The sequence below is a fragment of the Streptomyces tremellae genome, assembly GCF_039540215.1.
GTDB lineage: Bacteria > Actinomycetota > Actinomycetes > Streptomycetales > Streptomycetaceae > Streptomyces > Streptomyces tremellae.
In genome coordinates this window covers 1-17,406 of the sequence record NZ_BAABEP010000055.1, presented here as the reverse complement: position 1 = coordinate 17,406, position 17,406 = coordinate 1, and the positions used below count along the sequence as shown (strand labels likewise).

Below are 17,406 nucleotides of genomic sequence, written 5' to 3'. Positions count from 1 at the left end.
GCGGCTGCGGGCGGGAGGTGCGCGCTACCGGTCAGCGCCGGGAAAGGCGGCGGTCGCGCGGATCTCGACGAGGAGTCCCGGGCTGGCGAGGCCGCTGACACCGATCAGCGACCAGGTGGGGAAGGGCGGCTCGACGAGGCGCTGCTTCGCCTCGCTGAAGCCGGCCAGGTGCTGGTGGATGTCGACGTGATAGCTGGTCACGTCGACGAGGGCGGACAGGTCGAGCTTCGCGAGCCGCAGGATCTCCTCGATGCGCCGGATGGCGATCTCCGTCTGCTCCTCGATGGTGTCGGGGATGGTCCCGTCCGCGCGGCGGCCGATGGTTCCCGCGATGAACAGCAGGCCGTGCGCGCGGACCGCGGCGGAGTACCCGAAGCGGGCGAAGGCGCTGGTGGTCTGCCCGAAGACCTCGGAGTCCTCGGGGACCTCGACGGTGTGGATGGTCATGGTGACGAGCTTCCTTCTTCGTCGGCCGGACCTGTTGTCCGGCTCGGTCACTGGGTTCTGAGGGCGCCGGCCGCCCCACCGGGCAGACCAGCCGCCCCACCGGGCGGGTCAGTCGCCCCACCGGGAGGACTGGCAGGCGTGTTCCATACGGGTCCTGCCGTAGGCCCCGCGCTCGCGGAGGAACTCACCGGGGATCGAGTAGCGCGGCGCGTTCTTCGGGTGCCTCGCGGCCTGCGCGACGATCGCGTCGGTGAGCGAGCGGATCATCTCCAGGCGTGGATAGGCCGCGTGGACCGCTTCGGCCTGTTCGTCGCTGAGGGCGTCGAGGTGGTTGCCCCCCATCGGGCCGCCGAAGTCGAGGGCGATGCCCTCACGGACGAGTACGCACAGAGTGCCGCGGCGCTCCGCGATACCGGACGAGGTGTGCAGGGCGATGGCCTGCCAGACCTGGTCGGCGTCGGCGGCCGACCGCCCGTGCCGCAGGAGGAACTCGGCGGCGCGGTCGGCGCCTTCGACCTCGAAGCGCTGCCGGTGCGGACCGTCGTGCGCGACCCCGAGGTCGTGCATCGCACAGGCGGCGAACAGCAGGTCGTCGTCGTAGTCCCGGCCCGCGGCCAGGTCGAGGCGGGCGGCCACGAGCCTGGCGAACAGATAGCTGCGGGCCGTGTGGTTGAAGACAGAGGGCGTGTGCACCGGCCTGATGTGCTCCACGACGGCCTTGGCGAGAGGTGTGCCGGGCAGTGTGGTCGGGTCGGTGGCCGCCTCGTGGGCAGTTCCGGTCATGACCTCATCGTCGCCGCGGCCCCACCGCCCCGGCGAGTGGCAAAAGTGCCCTGCTTGGAAAGTTTCCTGCCACGTCTTCCCGGGGCCACACGCCGTCTCGGCCGGCGCGCGGTCAGGGGGACGGCCGCCGCGCGGGGCCGGGGGTCCTGAAGGTGCGCCGGTAGGCGGTGGGCGTGGTGTCGAGCGCGCGGCGGAAGTGCAGGCGCAGGTTGGTGGCCGTACCGAGGCCGCAGTCGCTCGCCACCCGGTCCACCGGCTGGTCCGTGGTCTCCAGGAGTTCCCGTGCCCGGCCGAGCCGGGCGCCGAGCAGCCAGCGCAGTGGGGTCGTCCCGGTCTCCTCGCCGAAGCGGCGGATGAAGGTGCGCTGCGAAAGGCCCGCGTGGCGGGCGAGCACCGGCAGCGTGAGCGGCTCGGCGAGGCGCTCCAGGGCCCATGCCCGGGTGGCGGAGAGGGAGGCGTCGCCGGCCACCGCGACCGGAGCGGGCACGTACTGCGCCTGCCCGCCGTCCCGGTGCGGGGCGGCGACCAGGCCTCGGGCGATCTCGTTGGCGATCCCCGCGCCCAGGTCGCGCCGGAGGATGTGCAGGCAGAGGTCGATACCGCAGCACACACCGGCCGAGGTGAGGACGTCGCCCTGGTCGACGTAGAGGACGTCGCGGTCGACCGTGACGGCGGGGAAGCCGCGTTCGAGTTCCCCGACGTGCCGCCAGTGGGTCGTGGCGTGCAGGCCGTCCAGGATGCCCGCCTCGGCGAGCGCGAAGGCGCCCGTGCAGATCGACACGGTGCGCCGCCCGCGGGCGCGGACCTCGGCCAGCACGTCGAGCACGGCGTCCGGCGGCCTGACGATCGGCTCGAACCCCGGCACGATCACGGTGTCCGCGTCACGCACCTCGTCCAGGCCCCCGCCGGCGACCAGGGAGAACCCCGCCGAGGTGGCCACCTGGGCGTCGAGCGCGCACAGGGTCGTCTCGTAGGGCGTCTCCGGCCGGGCGTTGAAGATCTGCGCGGGGATCGCCAGGTCGAGCGGGGTGGCCCCGTCGAGCGCCAGGACCGCGACTCGGTGCACTGCCATGGCACGATCCTATCGACCCGGCGTGTTCTTGCCATCGCCGAGCCGGGCGCCCGCGCGGACCCGGCGGCCGGCCGCGGCGCCGCCGGGCCCGCGCGGCCCTCAGATGCGGCGCAGCCTGTTGGCGAGCCCGTGGCCGACGAACAGGTAGACCACGGCCGCGAGGCCGTAGCCCGCCACGACCCGGGCCCAGGCGTCATGGAAGGTGAACAGGTCGTAGGACCAGCCGGCGAGCCAGCGGGCGGCGTGCTGGATGAAGTTCACCAGTTCGTTGGCCCGGTTGGCGTCCAGCAGGTACATCACGATCCACAGGCCCAGGATGAGGGCCATGACGTCGGCGATGACGATGATGATCGTCGCCGCCGAGCGGTTCCCACTGCGTGAATGTGTGGCCATGACCCTCGTGTTGCCGGATGCAGGCCGGTGAAACAGGTCACATCGACGCGCCCCGTACGGACGTTCGCCCGTACGGCGCCGAGCGGTGCGCCCGCGCGCCGCCGAAGGGAATCCTCAACGGGCTTGCGGGCAGGGGCAGTCGGGCTCCACACCGCGCGGCAGACGGCCGCCGCCGAACACCGCGGTGGTCGCCTCGTGGCCGCCGAGCGCCGCGACGGCGAGCAGCAGGGACGCGGCCGTCCAGGTGGTGCGCTCAGCGGGCCACACCGCCGGCTCGCCCTCGTAGACGTACCCGGTCCAGTACATGCCGTCGTCGTGCCGCAGGTGCCGGATGGACCCGAGGATGTCGAGGGCGCGCCCGGACTCCCCCATCGCCCAGAGGGCGAGGGCGAGTTCGCAGCTCTCACCGCCGGTGACCCAGGGGTTGGGCACGACACACCGCACGCCGAGCCCCGGCACCACGAAGGTGTTCCAGCCCTCCTCGATACGGGACTTGGCGTCGGCACCCGTCAACGCGCCGCCGAGCACGGGGTAGTACCAGTCCATCGAGTAGCGGCTCTTGTCGAGGAACCGCTCGGGGTGGGCGTGGATCGCGTGGCCCAGCGCACCGGCCGCCAACTCCCATTCCGGGTGCGGCTCGTCGCGCTCGGCGGCGAGGGCGAGCGCGCACCGCAGGGCGTGGTAGACGGAGGAGCAGCCGGTCAGCAGCGCGTCGTGGACGGGGGTGCCGTCCGCCTCGCGCTTCCAGCCGATCTGGCCGCCGGGTGCGCGCAGCGCGAGCACCCAGTCGACCGCGGCGCGCACGACGGGCCACATCGCGTCGAGGAACGCGTCGTCGCCCGTGACCAGGTAGTGGTGCCAGACCCCGACCGCCGGATAGGCGCAGAAGTTGCTCTCGCGGTGCAGGTCGAGGGGGCGCTGACCGTCCGGGCCGTCCTGGTAGGAGGCGTACCAGGAGCCGTCGTCGTTCTGGTGTGCGGCGAGCCAGGCGTACGCCGAGGCCGCGGCGGCGTGCTCGCCCGCCGCGTCGAGCGCCATCGCGGCCTCCACATGGTCCCAGGGGTCCAGGTGGTGCCCGCGGAACCAGGGGATCGCGCCGTCGGGCCGCTGCACCGCGCGGATGCCCGCGACGGTGTCCCGTGCCTGACGCTCCGTCAGGACGCCGGGTAGCGCGAGGTGGCGCATGCGACCGGGCTCCGCGCTCGACAGGGTCACCGGCTCACTCCGCGCCCGCGGCCGGGCGGGGCTTGGTCGCGTACGCCACGAAGCTCTTTCCGATCACCGGGTTGAGGAGCTGCTCGGCCGCCCGGGTGGCGAACGGCTTCTTCATGATGTCCCAGACGAGGAGCTTGTGGTAGGCGCGCACCGGCAGTGCCTTGTCGTTGTCGACGCCGAGGGCGCACTTGAGCCACCAGTAGGGCGCGTGCAGGGCGTGTGCGTGGTGGGTGCCGTACGGCTTGAGCCCCGCCTCCCTGATGCGGCCGAGGAGTTCGTCGGCCCGGTAGATGCGGATGTGCCCGCCCTCGACTTCGTGGTAGGCGTCGGACAGCGCCCAGCACACCTTCTCGGGGCCGTAGCGCGGCACGGTGACGGCGATCCGGCCGCCCGGCCGCAGGACGCGCACCATCTCGGCGAGCACGCCCTTGTCGTCGTGGATGTGCTCCATCACCTCGGAGATGATGACGACGTCGAACGACTCGTCGGGGAACGGCAGGTTGAGCGCGTCGCCCTCCATGGCGGTCGCGGTGGCGCCCTCGGGCGCCTCCCCCGCCTCCTCCATGGCCGCGAACCAGCGGGCGACCTCGCGGATCTCCTCGCCGTTGCGGTCGAGGGCGACGACGCGCGCGCCGCGCCGGTAGCACTCGAAGGCGTGCCGGCCCGCGCCGCAGCCCAGGTCGAGCACGCGGTCGCCCGCGGCGAGCGGGAAGCGGGTGAAGTCCACGGTCAGCACGGGGGCCTGCTTTCGCGGTCGGGAGTGGTTCTGTGCGGTGCGGTACGGGGGCGGCCCCGCGGCCCTAGGCGAGCGGGGCGCGTCGCCGCTGTCCCTGCCTGGCGATCGCCTCGCGGTACAGCTCGACCGTGCCCTCGGCGGCCCTGGCCCAGGTGAAGCGGGCCAGCACCCGTTCCCGGCCGGCCGCGCCGAGCCTTGCGCGCAGCGCCGGGTCGCCGAGGAGTCTGCCGAGCGCGGCGGCGAGCGCGCCGGAGTCGCCCGGCGGCACGGCGAGGCAGGTCTCCCCGTCCGCGCCCGCGACCTCGGGGATCGCGCCGCCCGTGGTGGCGACCAGCGGGGTCCCCGTGGCCATCGCCTCGGCGGCGGGCAGCGAGAAACCCTCGTACAGCGAGGGCACGCAGGCGATCTGCGCGCCGCGCACCAGATCGACGAGTTCCGCGTCGGAGATGCCCTTGACGAACTCGACGGCGCCTTCGAGCCCGTAGCGCGCGATGGCCCGCGCCACCGGTCCGTCGTCGGCGCGCCTGCCGACGACGACGAGGTGGGCCGCGGGGTTCTCGGTGCGGACCTTGGCGAGCGCCTCCACCAGGTGCACGAGGCCCTTGAGCGGCACGTCGGCGCTTGAGGTGGTGACGATCCTGCCGGGCACCTCGGGCACGGCGGGGTCGGGCGAGAAGAGGCCGGTGTCCGCGCCGATGTGCACGACGTGGACGCGGCGTGCGGGCACCCGCAGGTCCTCGACGATCTCCCGCTTCGAGGAGCCGGACACCGTCAGCACGGAGGGCAGCCGCCGCGCGACCCGCTTCTGCATGCGGGTGAAGCCGTACCAGCGGCGCACGGAGTACTGCCTGCGCCAGTCCTTGGCGGCTGCCAGGTCGAGCCTGCGGTCGACGGTGATGGGGTGGTGGATCGTGGTGACGAGGGGCGCGCCGAGATCGCCGAGCAGGCCGTAGCCGAGGGTCTGGTTGTCGTGCACCACGTCGAACTGCCCGGCGCGCGCGGCGAGATGGCGGCGGGCCCGCAGCGAGAAGGTCAACGGCTCGGGGAATCCGCCGGTCCACATGGTGGCGACTTCGAGGGCGTCGACCCAGTCGCGGTACTCGCCCGCTCCCGGCGTCCTGAACGGGTCGGGCTGCCGGTAGAGGTCGAGGCTCGGCAGCTCGGTGAGGACGACCCCGTCGCCCTCGTCGAGTACGGGGTAGGGCTGGGCGCCGATGACCTCGACCCGGTGGCCGAGGCGGGCCAGCTCGCGCGAGAGATGGCGCACGTAGACGCCCTGGCCTCCGCAGAACGGATTCCCCTTGTAGCTGAGCAGGGCGATCCGCAGAGGGCGCCCGCCGTCCGCGGCCGGGGTGCGGCCGGGCCCGCCGGGGGCGGGGTCACGGCGCGGCGCCGAGGTGGCCGAGGCGGGGGCCGGGTCCGGTGAGGCGGGGGACTGAGTGGCTCCAGCGGTCACTCCCGCCCCCTTCGCTTCCGGTCTGCCTCTTTGTCGACTTGATGTGCCGACGGAGCGTAACCGGCCGCTGCGAGCGCGGACAAGTCACGGCGGGCCGACCACAGGGTCCGAATCTACCGGCTGGTAGCGAGCGGGAAGCCGCCGGATCAGGTGATTCCCGCCACGCGGGCACCCGCCCGGGGCTCCGCGCCCCGCCCCCCGCCGCCGGTCCCCCGTCCCGCGCGCGTCCCCCACCGTCCCCTCCGTGATCGGCCCGGCGTGTCCTGCCGCCGTCCTGCCGCTACTCGCAGGCGACCCCGTCGCCGTCCCGGTCGAGATGGTTGTCGTAGCCCGGCTGCCCCCGGTACAGGGGGGTGACACCCGCGGCGCGCGCGGCGGTGCAGTTGGCGTAGTAGGCGGAGCCACCACCTGCCCCGCCGCCGTCCGAGCCGCCGCTCCCGGTGGCCGCGCGCGGCGCGGCGGGCCTCGCGGTGACGTGGACGGTGCGGGTCTTGGTGACCGTCACCGTGGGCGCGGGTTCCGCGGATTCGGTGACGGTGGCCGTCACGGTCGGCTCCGCGGGCGGCGGGGTGGCGGTGACCGTGGCGGTCGCGGTCTCGGTGACGGTGGGCGCGGCGGCCGCCGCCACCGTGCGGGTGTCCGGGTCCGTGCCGCTTCCCGCGGCGCCGATGACGAGGCCGGTCAGGAAGAGGACCGCGGCGGCCGGGACGAGCACGCGCTTGCGCGTCCACTTCCCCCGGGCGGCCCCCCGACCGCCGTCGCCTGCGTTGTACGGGTTGGTCGCCTGCGGCCACGCGGGCGGTTCGTTGCGAGCCATGTGTCCCCCCAGGACTGCTCGTTGGAGGCCCGAACGTATCGCCGTACGGCCCCACAGCGGATGCGTATGTTCCGCTGGTGACCAATTCGTGACGGAAGCGTGTGCGCCCTGCGGCACACGGGCGGCACAGGACCGGCGGGCGCGGAACAACGACCCCCTGCTTCCGGGTTGCACCACCATGACCTCCATGAACACGACGGACTTCGGCAGAATCGGCGTCTGGACCACGGCGCTGCGCACCGACAACCCCGAGCACGGCCACCGCGTCGGCGACGCGGCGGCGGAGCTCGAATCGCTCGGCTACGGCACGGTCTGGATCGGCGGCAGCCCCGCCGTCGCCCAAGCCGGGCCGCTGCTCGCGGCCACCGAGCGGCTCATCGTCGCCACGGGCATCCTCAGCATCTGGGACCACAGCCCCCTCGACGTGGCGGCGGCCCGCGCAGAGCTGGAGCGCGAGCACCCGGGCCGCTTCGTCCTCGGTCTCGGGGCGAGCCACAGCGTCGCGACCGAGCGCTACCAGCGCCCGTACTCCACGATGAAGGAGTACCTGACGGGCCTCGACGAGGCGCCCGAGCCGGTCCCCGCGAGCGCGCGCGTGCTCGCGGCCCTCGGCCCGAAGATGCTGAAGCTCTCCCACGACCGGGCGGCGGGCGCGCACCCGTACCTCGTGACGGTGGAGCACACCGCGCGGGCCCGGGAGATCCTCGGGGGCGACGCGCTGCTCGCGCCCGAGCTCAAGGTGGTGCTCGACCCGGACCTGGACGCGGCGCGCGCCACCGCGCGCGGCTATCTGAGCTTCTACCTCAGGCTGCCCAACTACACCAAGAACCTCGAACGCTTCGGCTTCGAGGAGGCCGACTTCGCCGACGGCGGCAGCGACCGCCTCCTCGACGCGGTCTTCGCCCTCGGCGACGCGGACGCCGTCGCCCGCCGCGTCGGCGAGTTCCTCACCGCGGGCGCTGACCACGTCGCGGTCCAGGTCGTCGGCGCCAACCCCCGTACGGACCTGCCCCTCGACGCCTGGCGCGCCCTCGCGAAGGTGCTGCCGACCAAGGGGGCGTGAGCACGTCCCCGTACCGCGCGGACGCGGGGCGCATGCCCGTGCCCGTACCGCGCGGACGCGGGGCGCATGCCCGTGCCCGTACCGCGCGGACGCGGGGCGCATGCCCGTGCGGTCCAGGGGCGGCGGGCGGGCCGGCCGCCGGTAGAGTGGCCCGGTCCCCCGCCGCCCGTCAGGGAAGTCGCGTCCGCACCATGACCACCGCCGTCCGCCGCGCAGCCGCCTCTCTCCTCGTCTCCGCCCTGCTCTGCGGCGGCGCCGCCCTCGCGCCCTCCGCCACGGCCGCGCCGGGCCGCGCGGCCGTGACACACGCCTCGCCGAGCGGCAGCCCGAAGGCCACCGCGGACAGACGCGACACGGGCAGGCACGGCAAGAAGGCGGCCAAGAAGCACCACGGCTACCGGCCGAGGCCGGGCGACGCCGCGCTCTACGGCAGGACGAACCCCGCGCGGGACGGCGTGGCCCGCCAGTCGCTCGCCCTGCTCGGCCTGTACGCGGCGAGCCTGCGCCCCGCCGCCCCTGCGGTCCGCTGGCTCCAGGCGCAGCAGTGCGCCGACGGGTCGTTCACCGCGTACCGGCAGACGCCCACGGCGCCCTGCGACCCGGCCGCGCCCCGCGACACCGGTGCCACCGCGCTCGCCACACAGGCCCTCGCGAGCGTCGGCGGCCAGCGGCCCCGGCTGAGCGCGGCGCTGAACTGGCTGCGCACCCAGCAGAATCCGGACGGCGGCTGGGGTTCGGCGCCTGGCGCCCCGACCGACGCCACCACCACCTCCGAGGTGATCGGGGCGCTGGCGATGGCGGGCGGCAGGCCGAGTTCCGTACGGTCGCCGTTCACGGACAACCAGGCGTACGACGCGCTCGTCGGCCTCTCCCTCCCGTGCTCCGCCTCCCACGGCGCGGGCGGCTTCACGGCCAACCCGCCCGCGCCGGGACAGCGGCCCGTCGCGGACGCGCACGCCACCGCCGAGGGGCTGCTCGGCGGGATCGGGAAGCGCTTCGTGGTGGCCCCGGTGCAGCCGGGCCCCGCGCCGAGCTGCGACCCGGCGGGCGCCGCCACCCCGGAGGGCGTGGCGCGCAACGGGGCCGCCTACCTCGCGCCCCTGCTCACGCCCGAGGGCGCGCACCTGACGACGGATTCGGGCGCTGCGGACCCCGCGGCGACGGCGGACGCCGTGGTCGCGATGTGCGCTGCGGGCTACGGGCGGCAGGCCGCCGGCGCCCTGCACTGGCTGGAGCGGAACGGCCCCGACTGGGCGAAGCGGACCGGCCCTGCCGCGTACGCCAGGCTGATCTTCACCGCGCACACGGCCGGCGTGGACCCGGCGCGCTTCGGAGGTACCGACCTCGTCAAGGCGCTCCAGGCCACCGGCCTGCCCGCGGCGCCGCCCGCGACACCCCGGCCCGGGAGTTCCGCGAGCGCCAGGCCCTCCGCCACGGCGTCCCCGAGCCCGACCCCCTCCGAGGCTGCGATGAACCCGCGGGCCGTGGCGCCCGCCGCGGACGCCGACACCAGCCCGGTGCTCTCCGGCGGCATCTGGTGGGTGGCGATCGCGCTGGTCATCCTGATCGCCGCGGGCGTCCTCTTCGTCAACCGGCACAGCGCGCACGGCCGTCCGCGCGGCTGAGGCGCCCGCCCCCTGCCGGATGTGGCATGCCCGGCGGGAAACCGGGTACGGGAGGGCTCGGCCCTGCCCACCGGCTGCCCGCCGCTGCGCGCGAGAACGCCGAGCCCGAGAAACGGACACGACATGAACGACCCCATCCACACCGTCGACGCGCTCATCTACGACTCGCTGATAGCCGAGCGGGGCGACGTGGTCGCCGACGCGGCGCGCGTGGCGGAGCAGACCAGGCGGGAGGCGGAGGACGCCCTCGACTTCGGCGTGCAGGACCACCCCACCGACTGACGGCCCGGCCTCTCGCCGCCCGCACCGGGCCCGGTCGCGGCGCCGCCCCGGCCGCCGCACACGGCCGGTCCCTTCGGTGTCCGCGGTCCGAGACCACTCGCGTACGCTGCCCCTGGCTCAAGGACGCACACACCGTGGGTCCAGCCGGAGCGAGAGAGGCCCCCACGTGACCGCGTCCCTACCGCCTTCGTCGGCCGAGACCTCCGAGGCAAAGGCCCCGTTCGCCGAGACCTCCGAGGCGGAGGCCCTGTTCCGGTTCGAGACGGGCGCGCCCGAGGCCGTGCGCTCCGCGCTCGGCGTGAGCGCCGCCCGCATCGGGGACGCCGTGGTGCTGTCCATGCGGAACGACCCGACGCGGTTCTGGAGCAAGGCCCTCGGCTTCGGCCGTACGGCCCCGGTCACCTCGGAGGTGATCGCCGAGGTCTGCGCCTTCTACCGTGCGGAGGGCACACCGCAGGCCGTCCTCCAGCTCGCGCCCTCGGTGATCCCCGAGGACTGGTCCGACATCTGCGCCCGCGAGGGCATCACAGGCGGGTCGACGTGGGTCAAGCTCGTCGGGGACGTGGACGAGGTGGTGGCCCGCGCCGACGCCCGGGACAGGAAGCGGGCCGACGGCCTGCGGGTCGCCGCTGTCGAGCCCTCCGACGCGCGGCGCTGGGCGGCGGTGATGCTGAAGGCCTTCGGCATGCCGGAGGAACACTTCCTGGAGATGGTCGCGGCCTCGGCGACGGCCCGGGACTGGGCCCCCCACGCCGCCTGGCTGGACGGGGAACTCGTGGGGACGGGCACCCTCTACCGCAGCGGCGACACCGCGCAGATGTTCTCCGGGGCGGTGCTCCCGCACGCCCGCAACCGCGGGGGCCAGACCGAGCTCCTCGCCGCACGTGCGCGGGCGGCGGCGGCGCTGGGGTGCCGTCTGATCGTCGCCGAGACCGGCGCCGAGACCGACGGCACGCACAACTCCTCCCTGCACAACATGCTCCGCCTCGGCTTCACGGTGGCCTACGAGCGGCGCAACTGGCTCTGGCAGCCGCAGGGCTGAGGGCCCCTGGCCGCCGCCCGGGTCAGTTCACGCCCGCGCTGAGCTTCCCGAACAGACGGTTCGCGGCGGGTGAGTCGAAGACGCGGCGGAGTTCGGCGCGGGCGATCTGCTTGCGGAACTCGGCCTCGTGCGAGGCGTCGCCCGCGTTGTGCGTGATCTCGGTGATCCAGGAGGCGAACGCCTGGTAGTTCCAGACGTGGCGCAGGCAGGTCTCGGAGTAGGCGTCGAGCAGCGCGCCGTCGCCGTCGTGGGCCTGCCGGACGAGGGCGCGGGCGAACACCTCCGCGTCGTGGAGGGCGAGGTTGATGCCCTTCGCGCTCATCGGCGGCACGATGTGCGCCGCGTCGCCGAGCAGGTAGAGCCTGCCGTGGCGCATCGGTTCGTACACGACGCTCCTGAGGGGCACGAGCCGCTTCTCGGCGATCGGGCCGCTCGACACCGGGGTGCCGAACCTGGCGGTCAGCTCGCTCCACACCCGCCCGTCGGGCCACTGCTCCAGCGTGTCGTCCGCCGCGCACTGGAGGTAGAGGCGGCTGGCGTGCGCGCCGCGCGGGATCACTCCCGCCAGGCCGCGCGGGTGGATCGCCATGCCCGAGGGGGCGGCCGGCACCCGGGCGAGGACGCTCAGCCAGGAGTAGCCGTACCCGTGGGAGTAGCGGGTGAGCGCGCCGGCGGGGACCGCGGCGCGGCTGACGCCCCGGTCGCCGTCGCAACCCGCGCTGTAGTCGCAGGTGAGGGTGTGCGGGATGCCGGAGGGGTCCCGGTATCCGACGGTGGGGTGCTCACCGTCGGGGTTGTCGAGGGCGACGTCGGCGGCCTCGTACCTGTACGACAGCAGGCGCGTGGCCAGGGACCGCGGGCCGCCGGGGCGCAGGGGCCCGCGCCGGGGTGTGGTGTGGTCTGCTGGGCGGACGACAGGGCAAGCGCCCGGCCCGGGGCTTCCCGTGTCCGGCCGGGGCGGAAGGGACACGCGTGCCGCTCGCTCTCGAAGACCGCCTGGCCATCGCCGGACTCGTCGCGCTCCACGGCCATCTCGTGGACGAGGGCCTCCTCGACAAGGCTCGGCGAGGTGTTCACGCGGGACGTCGTCTACGAACTCGCCGACTCCGGCCGGGATCCGCTCGTCGGGGTGGCGGCCGTGGCGGCGGCGGCCGCCGCCCTCGGGGACGCCAACCCGGTGGCGCACCACGTCACCGACGTCGTCGTCACCGAGGCGGCGGACGGCAGCGCACGGGTCCGCTCCAAGGGCCTGGCCGTCAGGGCGGACGGCTCCTGCGGCTCCGTCTCGTACGACGACACCGCGGTCCGCACCGGCGACGGCTGGCGGATCAGCCGCCGCACCGTGTCGGCCCGCCGCACCCCGCTCAGCGGACCGCCCGCGCCGCCTGCTCCGGGGCGGTGAGGGCGGGCGGGTCAGGGAAGCGGGGGCGCGGGAGGGTGCCGGGCGCGGCGGCGGGTGCCACCGTCCTCGCGGTGAGCGCGTACCACGTGCCGTCGCAGTCCCTGGCCGTGAAGCAGCAGGCGGATTCCGCGGCGAGCGCGCGCACCGCCGCCTCCTGCGCGGTCAGGCTGTCAGCCCACGCCCTGAGTTCGGCGGGCGCGTCCGGCCCCGCGCCGGGCGCGGGCCCAAGAGCGCCGGCCGGGGCCCACAGGACGCCCGGGGCGGGGTCGAGGGCGTCCGCCAGCCACCGCGCCCGGTGCCGCAGCCACCGGAGTGCGAGGCGGTGGGACCTGGTGACGGCCCCACCGAGGTAGACGACCCGTGTCGAGTCGCCCGCGCAGACCTCGGCGAGACATCCGGCGCCGATGCAAAACCCGCTCACGGCGTCACCCGCCGGAGCCCGTTGCGCAGCCCGTTCTCCTCGGTCACCCGGGCGCGCAGCCGCCGCAACAGCGCGGAGTCCGCGTCGGGCGCCGCGGGTTCGCCGTCCGGGTCCCGCCCCGGCCCCCCGGCCCGCCGGGACCCGGCCGCTCCCCCGGTTCCGCCGCCCCCGCCCCCTCCGCCACGGCAGCGCGCGCAGGCGCAGGGCGGGAAGCGCAGCGGGTTGAACTCGGCCTCCCCCGGGGTGGATTCGGGCCCCGGTCCCGGCCCGGTCACACCGCCCCCCGCGCGGGGCGGTCCGCCGCGCGCGCCGTGCCGTACCCGCCGTCCGCCCCGCCCCCGGTCGCACCGTCCGCACGGACCGTTCCGCTCACACGGCCCACACCCTCCCCACGGACGGTGACGTCCGCGCACCCCGTCGCGGCGCGATGGCGGCGCAGCAGGACCCGGCAGTCCGTCGCCCTGCTGTGGTCGCGCTGGGCGTTGGCGACCGCCTCGGCGAGCCTGAGTTCCCCGCAGGTCCTGCATCCGTGGGCCGGTGGACGCGGGGGCGTCCCGCCGTCCGGGAGACCGTCGTTCGGGCACATGGCTGTTCCTCTCCGTAGTCGTTCCACCACCAGGAGGCCCCAGCCTGAGGTACCGTCTATTACAGTTCAACGTGTCAGTTAAGAGTGAGGGCATGGTGACCTGGCCATGAACGTCAAGGAGTTAAAGCCGGAGAGCTCGCTGCGGGCCGCCTTCGGGGCGTATCTGCGCAGATCGAGGCGGGAGTTCGGGTGGCGGCAGGAGGATCTCGGGGCGCGCATGGGTTATGCGAGCACCCATGTCTCGGCCGTGGAAACTGCTCGCAAACCTCCTACTCTGCGGTTCGCGCGCAGCGCCGATCAGGCGTTCGGCACGGAGGACGTGTTCGAGCGCCGGTGGCGCGAGATGCGGCACGGGGTGCTGCTCGAAGGCTTCCCCGAGTACGTCGGGTACGAGGGCAGGGCGGCGGAGATCCGGCTGTTCCAGATCGGGATCATCCCCGGCCTGCTCCAGACCCAGGGGTACGCGAGGACGCTCGCGGACAGCGCCGTGCGGCGGGGCGCCATCCCGCCGGGGCAGGCGGACGAGCGCGTGCTGATCCTGGCGGAGCGCCAGGCGGCCCTGGTGCGGCCCAGGCCGCCCATGGTGATGGTGGTGCTGGACGAGAGCTGCGTCCGCCGCCCCGTCGGCGGCCCCGAGGTCATGGCGGAGCAGCTGCGGGCACTCGTCGAGTTCGCCGCGCTGCCCAACACCGTGCTCCAGATCGCGCCGTACGCGCTGGGCGAGCGCCGCACGCTCGACCTGCCGGTCAACCTCCTGACCATGGCGGACCGCACCCTCGCCGCCTACGCGGAGGCCCAGACGCAGGGCCACTTCGACCGGGAGATGACGCTCGTCGCCCCCCTGCTGACGGCCTACCATCAGCTACAGGCCGAGGCGCTGTCCCAGGCGGCGTCCGTGGCGATGATCGAGCAGGCGATGAAAGGGATGTCCCGTGACGACTGAGCCCCGCTGGCACAAGTCCTCCTACAGCAACAACGGCGGCGACTGCGTCGAGATCGCGGCGAACCTCGCCGCAGCGCACGGCATCGTCCCCGTACGCGACTCCAAGAACCCGGAGGGCCCCGCCCTCGCCCTCCCCGCCGCCGCCTTCACGGCGTTCCTGGCGGACCTCAAGTCGGGCGAGGCGCACACCCGCTGACCGCGCGCCGACGGTCCCGCCGCTCTCCCCTGCAACGGGTGTGCGCGGTGGGGCCGGGCGCGTCGTCTAGCACGGCGGGGCCGCCGGGCGTTCCTGCCCCTCGGCGCCCTCCGCGCCGTCCAGCTCAGGCTTCGGCGGCGGGGACTTGGCAGGGAACGGGTCGGGCCGCAGCGCCGCGCCGAGGCCCGTGCCGCCGAGCGAGCCGCCCGTACCGAGCCCCGGAACGAGCCTGCGCGGGCCCGCCAGCAGGTGGGTGAGCGCGAAGCCCGCCGCGACGACGGTCGCGCCGCCGGCCGCGTCGAGGACCCAGTGGTTGCCGGTCGCGATGATCGCGGAGAGCGTGAACAGCGGGTCGAGCAGGGCGATCAGCTTCATCCACAGCTTCGGCGCGAGCACCACCACCGTCACGCCGCACCACAGCGACCAGCCGAAGTGCAGCGACGGCATCGCCGCGTACTGGTTGGTGACGGCGGTCATCGCGCCGTAGCTCGGGTGCGCGAGGTCCTGCGGGCCGTGCACGGTGTCGATGAAGCCGAGCCCCGGCATCAGCCGCGGCGGGGCGAGCGGGAAGAACCAGAAGCCGGCCAGCGCGAGGAGCGTCGCGAAGGAGAGGGAGGCGCGGGCCCAGCGGTAGTCGGCGGGGCTGCGCCAGAACAGGACGGCGAGGATCGCCAGCGGGAACGCGAAGTGGAACGTCTCGTAGTAGAAGTCGAAGAAGTCGCGGAGCCAGCCGACGTGGACGACGGCGTGGTTGGCCCAGTGCTCCATGTCGATGTGGAGGGCGCGTTCAAGGCCGTGGACCTCCCGGCCGTGGGCCTCGGCCGTCGCGGGGTCGGCGGCGGCCGCGAGCCTGATCCACGAGTAGGCGGAGTAGCCGACACGGATCACGAGCAGTTCGAGCACCAGGTTGGGGCGGCCCGCCACCCGGCGCCACACCGGTGCGGCGAGCGGGACCCGGCGCAGGCGCGAGGGCACCGGCCGCGCGTGATCGGTCGGCACGGGTCTGTCGAAGTACGGGGACGTGCGGGACAGGAACGGCACGGCGCAGGCGGCGGCCAGCGCGGCCAGCAGCGGCACGTTGTCCCGTACGGGCGCGAGCACGCCCATGTTGGGCAGCAGGACCGTGCCGGGCAGGGTCATCACGAGGACCACGACGACCGGCCAGACGTACCGGTCCCTGGCCCGCTTGCCGACCCGGCCGGCGAGGGCGAGCAGTATCCACATCAGCTGGTACTGCCAGGCGGTCGGCGACACCGCGACGGCGACGCAGCCGGTGACCGCGACGGCCAGCAGCAGCTGCCCGTCCCGCGCGTACCGCACGGCGCGCCGCAGCCCGGTCCAGACGACGGCGGCGGCGAGCACCCCGGCGAGCGCGCTGCCCCATGCGCCGTGCAGCCCGAGGCGGAGCAGGGCGCCGTGCAGCGACTGGTTGGCGAGGCCGGAGGCCGACTCGCCGAGCCCGATCCCGGCGAGGTGGTGCACCCAGTACGTGGTGGAGTCGGCGGGCAGGACGGCCCACGCGAGCGCCGAACACCCCGCGAAGGCCGCCACCGACGTCACGGCGGCGCGTCTGCGCCCCGTCAGCCACAGCAGCGGCGCGAACAGCAGCACGGCCGGCTGGAGGGCGGCGCCGAGGCCGACGAGCAGCCCGGCGAACCGCTCGCCGCGCACGACGAAGCAGCCGAGCAGGACGAGCAGGACCGGGATGATGCTGGTCTGGCCGAGGTGGAAGCTGTTGCGCACGGGCAGCGAGACCATCAGCAGGCTGATGGCGACGGGGGCCGCGGGCACCGGCAGCCGGCCGGGCAGGGCACGCGCGGCGATCACTCCGACCGCCGCGACGAGGAGCAGCGTGCCGAGGGTCCAGGTGACGCCGAGGGCCTCCTCGGCGGAGCGGGCGAGCGGTTTGAGGACGAGGCCGGCGAAGGGCGTGCCGGTGAAGGTCGAGCCGTGGCCGTAGAGGGAGCCGGTGACATGAAGGACGCCGCCGGGGCCCGTCCAGGTCTCCAGGTCGGTCAGGCGCCTGCCCGGCGGCTTGCCGAGCACGGCGGCCGCCTGGCGCGCCGCGAGCGTCGCGGTGATGGCCCACAGGAGTCCGTGGGCCGCGAGCAGCCCGCTGCTCACCCCTCTCGGCGCCGTACCGTCCCGGACACTGCCCTCCGCGTTCGCCACGTCCCGACGACCTTCCTCTCCGCCCGAAACCGCCATCATTGCGCCCCTTGAGGCACAGAGCCTGGCACTGTCCCCTCCGGGAGACTCAGGCAACCCCCTCTTCGCCTGCCTGTCATCCCCGTTTTGGACGCAACGGCACAGACCGCGCCAAGGTGCCGCAGGGGCTTGACACCGGTTCACCGGTTCGTAACCTGCCCAGACTTCTATTGTCACGAACACGTCATCCAGGGTGCTTCCCCCGAAGGCCGTGTGCGGGGGTGGGCCCGCGCACACGACGACGGGCGGCGGACCGGAGTCCGCCGCCCGCCTGCCTTCGTCCGCCGCCCGTCTGCCTTCCGTTCCGTTTTCGTACGCGCCCCCGCCGGCCCCGACCCGGGTGCCCGCCTTGGGCCCCGACCTCAGAGCGCGAGCAGCCGCTCCGTCGTCTCGCGGTAGGTGCGCAGGGCCTGGCGCAGCCGTTCCGTGTCGGCGCCGGTGGGCCCGTCCTGCGTGCCGCCCTGCGTGCCGTCCTGCCAGGAGGCGCGCAGCGCGCGCGGACGCTCGTCGAGCGCCGCCGACAGCCGCTTCGCGGTCTCCTCAAGTACGCGCGCCGCCTCCTCGACCGAACCTCCCGGGTCGTCCACGAAGTGCGTCAGCGCGCCCTGGAGGCGCCGCCCGAACTCCTCGCTCTCGGCGCGCGGCAGCAGCCGCCCCTCGGCGACCGCCGCGACGGACCGCTCCCCTCCCGCGACACGCTCAGCACCGGCCCGCCCCAC

The 17,406-nt window shown here is 74.6% G+C and carries 18 protein-coding genes and 1 pseudogene; 7 read left to right on the top strand and 12 right to left on the bottom strand.

The window, feature by feature from the left end; all coding sequences use genetic code 11:
* Positions 1–24: 24 nt before the first annotated feature.
* From ABEA77_RS27100 to ABEA77_RS27065, 8 genes are all read right to left on the bottom strand, one after another.
* Positions 25–447, bottom strand: coding sequence for a Rid family hydrolase (locus ABEA77_RS27100; protein ID WP_345652941.1), 423 nt, complete (start codon positions 445–447; stop codon positions 25–27).
* A 108-nt stretch (positions 448–555) separates the two neighbouring features.
* Positions 556–1,230 carry an HD domain-containing protein gene (locus tag ABEA77_RS27095; protein WP_345652938.1) on the bottom strand — a complete coding sequence of 225 codons (675 nt, stop codon included), beginning with the start codon at positions 1,228–1,230 and terminating at the stop codon, positions 556–558.
* A 112-nt stretch (positions 1,231–1,342) separates the two neighbouring features.
* Complete coding sequence (locus ABEA77_RS27090; RefSeq protein WP_345652935.1) at positions 1,343–2,302, bottom strand: GlxA family transcriptional regulator; 960 nt, start codon at positions 2,300–2,302, stop codon at positions 1,343–1,345.
* A gap of 99 nt (positions 2,303–2,401) precedes the next feature.
* Entirely contained in the window at positions 2,402–2,695 is a 294-nt protein-coding gene (locus tag ABEA77_RS27085) for a hypothetical protein (RefSeq protein WP_345652933.1), read from the bottom strand.
* A gap of 114 nt (positions 2,696–2,809) precedes the next feature.
* Complete coding sequence (locus ABEA77_RS27080) at positions 2,810–3,880, bottom strand: prenyltransferase (RefSeq protein ID WP_345652996.1); 1,071 nt, start codon at positions 3,878–3,880, stop codon at positions 2,810–2,812.
* A 34-nt stretch (positions 3,881–3,914) separates the two neighbouring features.
* Complete coding sequence (locus ABEA77_RS27075; RefSeq protein WP_345652931.1) at positions 3,915–4,646, bottom strand: class I SAM-dependent methyltransferase; 732 nt, start codon at positions 4,644–4,646, stop codon at positions 3,915–3,917.
* 64 nt (positions 4,647–4,710) lie between these two features.
* Positions 4,711–6,102, bottom strand: a complete 1,392-nt coding sequence (locus tag ABEA77_RS27070; protein ID WP_345652929.1) for a glycosyltransferase family 4 protein — start codon at positions 6,100–6,102, stop codon at positions 4,711–4,713.
* A gap of 280 nt (positions 6,103–6,382) precedes the next feature.
* Positions 6,383–6,919, bottom strand: a complete 537-nt coding sequence (locus ABEA77_RS27065) for an excalibur calcium-binding domain-containing protein (protein WP_345652928.1) — start codon at positions 6,917–6,919, stop codon at positions 6,383–6,385.
* Between the two features lie 178 nt (positions 6,920–7,097).
* On the opposite strand from ABEA77_RS27065, the gene ABEA77_RS27060 reads away from it, so the two are divergent.
* From ABEA77_RS27060 to ABEA77_RS27045, 4 genes are all read left to right on the top strand, one after another.
* On the top strand, positions 7,098–7,982 hold the full coding sequence (locus ABEA77_RS27060) for an LLM class F420-dependent oxidoreductase (RefSeq protein WP_345652925.1): 885 nt from the start codon (positions 7,098–7,100) through the stop codon (positions 7,980–7,982).
* Positions 7,983–8,173: 191 nt separating this feature from the next.
* Positions 8,174–9,607 (top strand): SCO2321 family membrane protein, encoded by a 1,434-nt coding sequence (locus ABEA77_RS27055; RefSeq protein WP_345652923.1) that lies wholly within the window; start codon positions 8,174–8,176, stop codon positions 9,605–9,607.
* Positions 9,608–9,730: 123 nt separating this feature from the next.
* Complete coding sequence (locus ABEA77_RS27050; RefSeq protein ID WP_345652921.1) at positions 9,731–9,889, top strand: hypothetical protein; 159 nt, start codon at positions 9,731–9,733, stop codon at positions 9,887–9,889.
* Positions 9,890–10,055: 166 nt separating this feature from the next.
* Positions 10,056–10,931, top strand: a complete 876-nt coding sequence (locus ABEA77_RS27045; RefSeq protein WP_345652919.1) for a GNAT family N-acetyltransferase — start codon at positions 10,056–10,058, stop codon at positions 10,929–10,931.
* Positions 10,932–10,953: 22 nt separating this feature from the next.
* Here ABEA77_RS27045 and ABEA77_RS27040 read toward each other — a convergent pair whose 3' ends face one another.
* Positions 10,954–11,901: an FAD-dependent monooxygenase gene (locus ABEA77_RS27040; RefSeq protein ID WP_345652917.1), complete on the bottom strand. Its 948-nt coding sequence runs from the start codon at positions 11,899–11,901 to the stop codon at positions 10,954–10,956.
* Positions 11,902–12,000: 99 nt separating this feature from the next.
* Here ABEA77_RS27040 and ABEA77_RS27035 point away from each other — a divergent pair, with 99 nt between their 5' ends.
* A complete protein-coding gene (locus ABEA77_RS27035; RefSeq protein WP_345652915.1) occupies positions 12,001–12,333 on the top strand; it encodes a nuclear transport factor 2 family protein in 333 nt (110 codons plus the stop codon).
* On the opposite strand, the gene ABEA77_RS27030 is transcribed toward ABEA77_RS27035, so the two are convergent.
* Positions 12,296–12,754, bottom strand: coding sequence for a hypothetical protein (locus ABEA77_RS27030; RefSeq protein WP_345652912.1), 459 nt, complete (start codon positions 12,752–12,754; stop codon positions 12,296–12,298). The two genes, ABEA77_RS27035 and ABEA77_RS27030, sit on opposite strands and share 38 nt — an antisense overlap.
* Positions 12,755–13,446: 692 nt before the next feature.
* Here ABEA77_RS27030 and ABEA77_RS27025 point away from each other — a divergent pair.
* Complete coding sequence (locus ABEA77_RS27025) at positions 13,447–14,283, top strand: helix-turn-helix domain-containing protein (protein ID WP_345652909.1); 837 nt, start codon at positions 13,447–13,449, stop codon at positions 14,281–14,283.
* Entirely contained in the window at positions 14,273–14,479 is a 207-nt protein-coding gene (locus tag ABEA77_RS27020) for a DUF397 domain-containing protein (protein ID WP_345652906.1), read from the top strand. Before ABEA77_RS27025 ends, ABEA77_RS27020 begins: the two co-directional genes overlap by 11 nt.
* Before the next feature lie 66 nt (positions 14,480–14,545).
* On the opposite strand, the gene ABEA77_RS27015 is transcribed toward ABEA77_RS27020, so the two are convergent.
* Together ABEA77_RS27015 and ABEA77_RS27010 are read right to left on the bottom strand one after the other, a co-directional pair.
* Positions 14,546–16,651, bottom strand: coding sequence for a bifunctional glycosyltransferase 87/phosphatase PAP2 family protein (locus ABEA77_RS27015; RefSeq protein WP_425588401.1), 2,106 nt, complete (start codon positions 16,649–16,651; stop codon positions 14,546–14,548).
* A 398-nt stretch (positions 16,652–17,049) separates the two neighbouring features.
* Positions 17,050–17,406, bottom strand: a pseudogene (locus tag ABEA77_RS27010) (hypothetical protein); the annotation flags it as partial.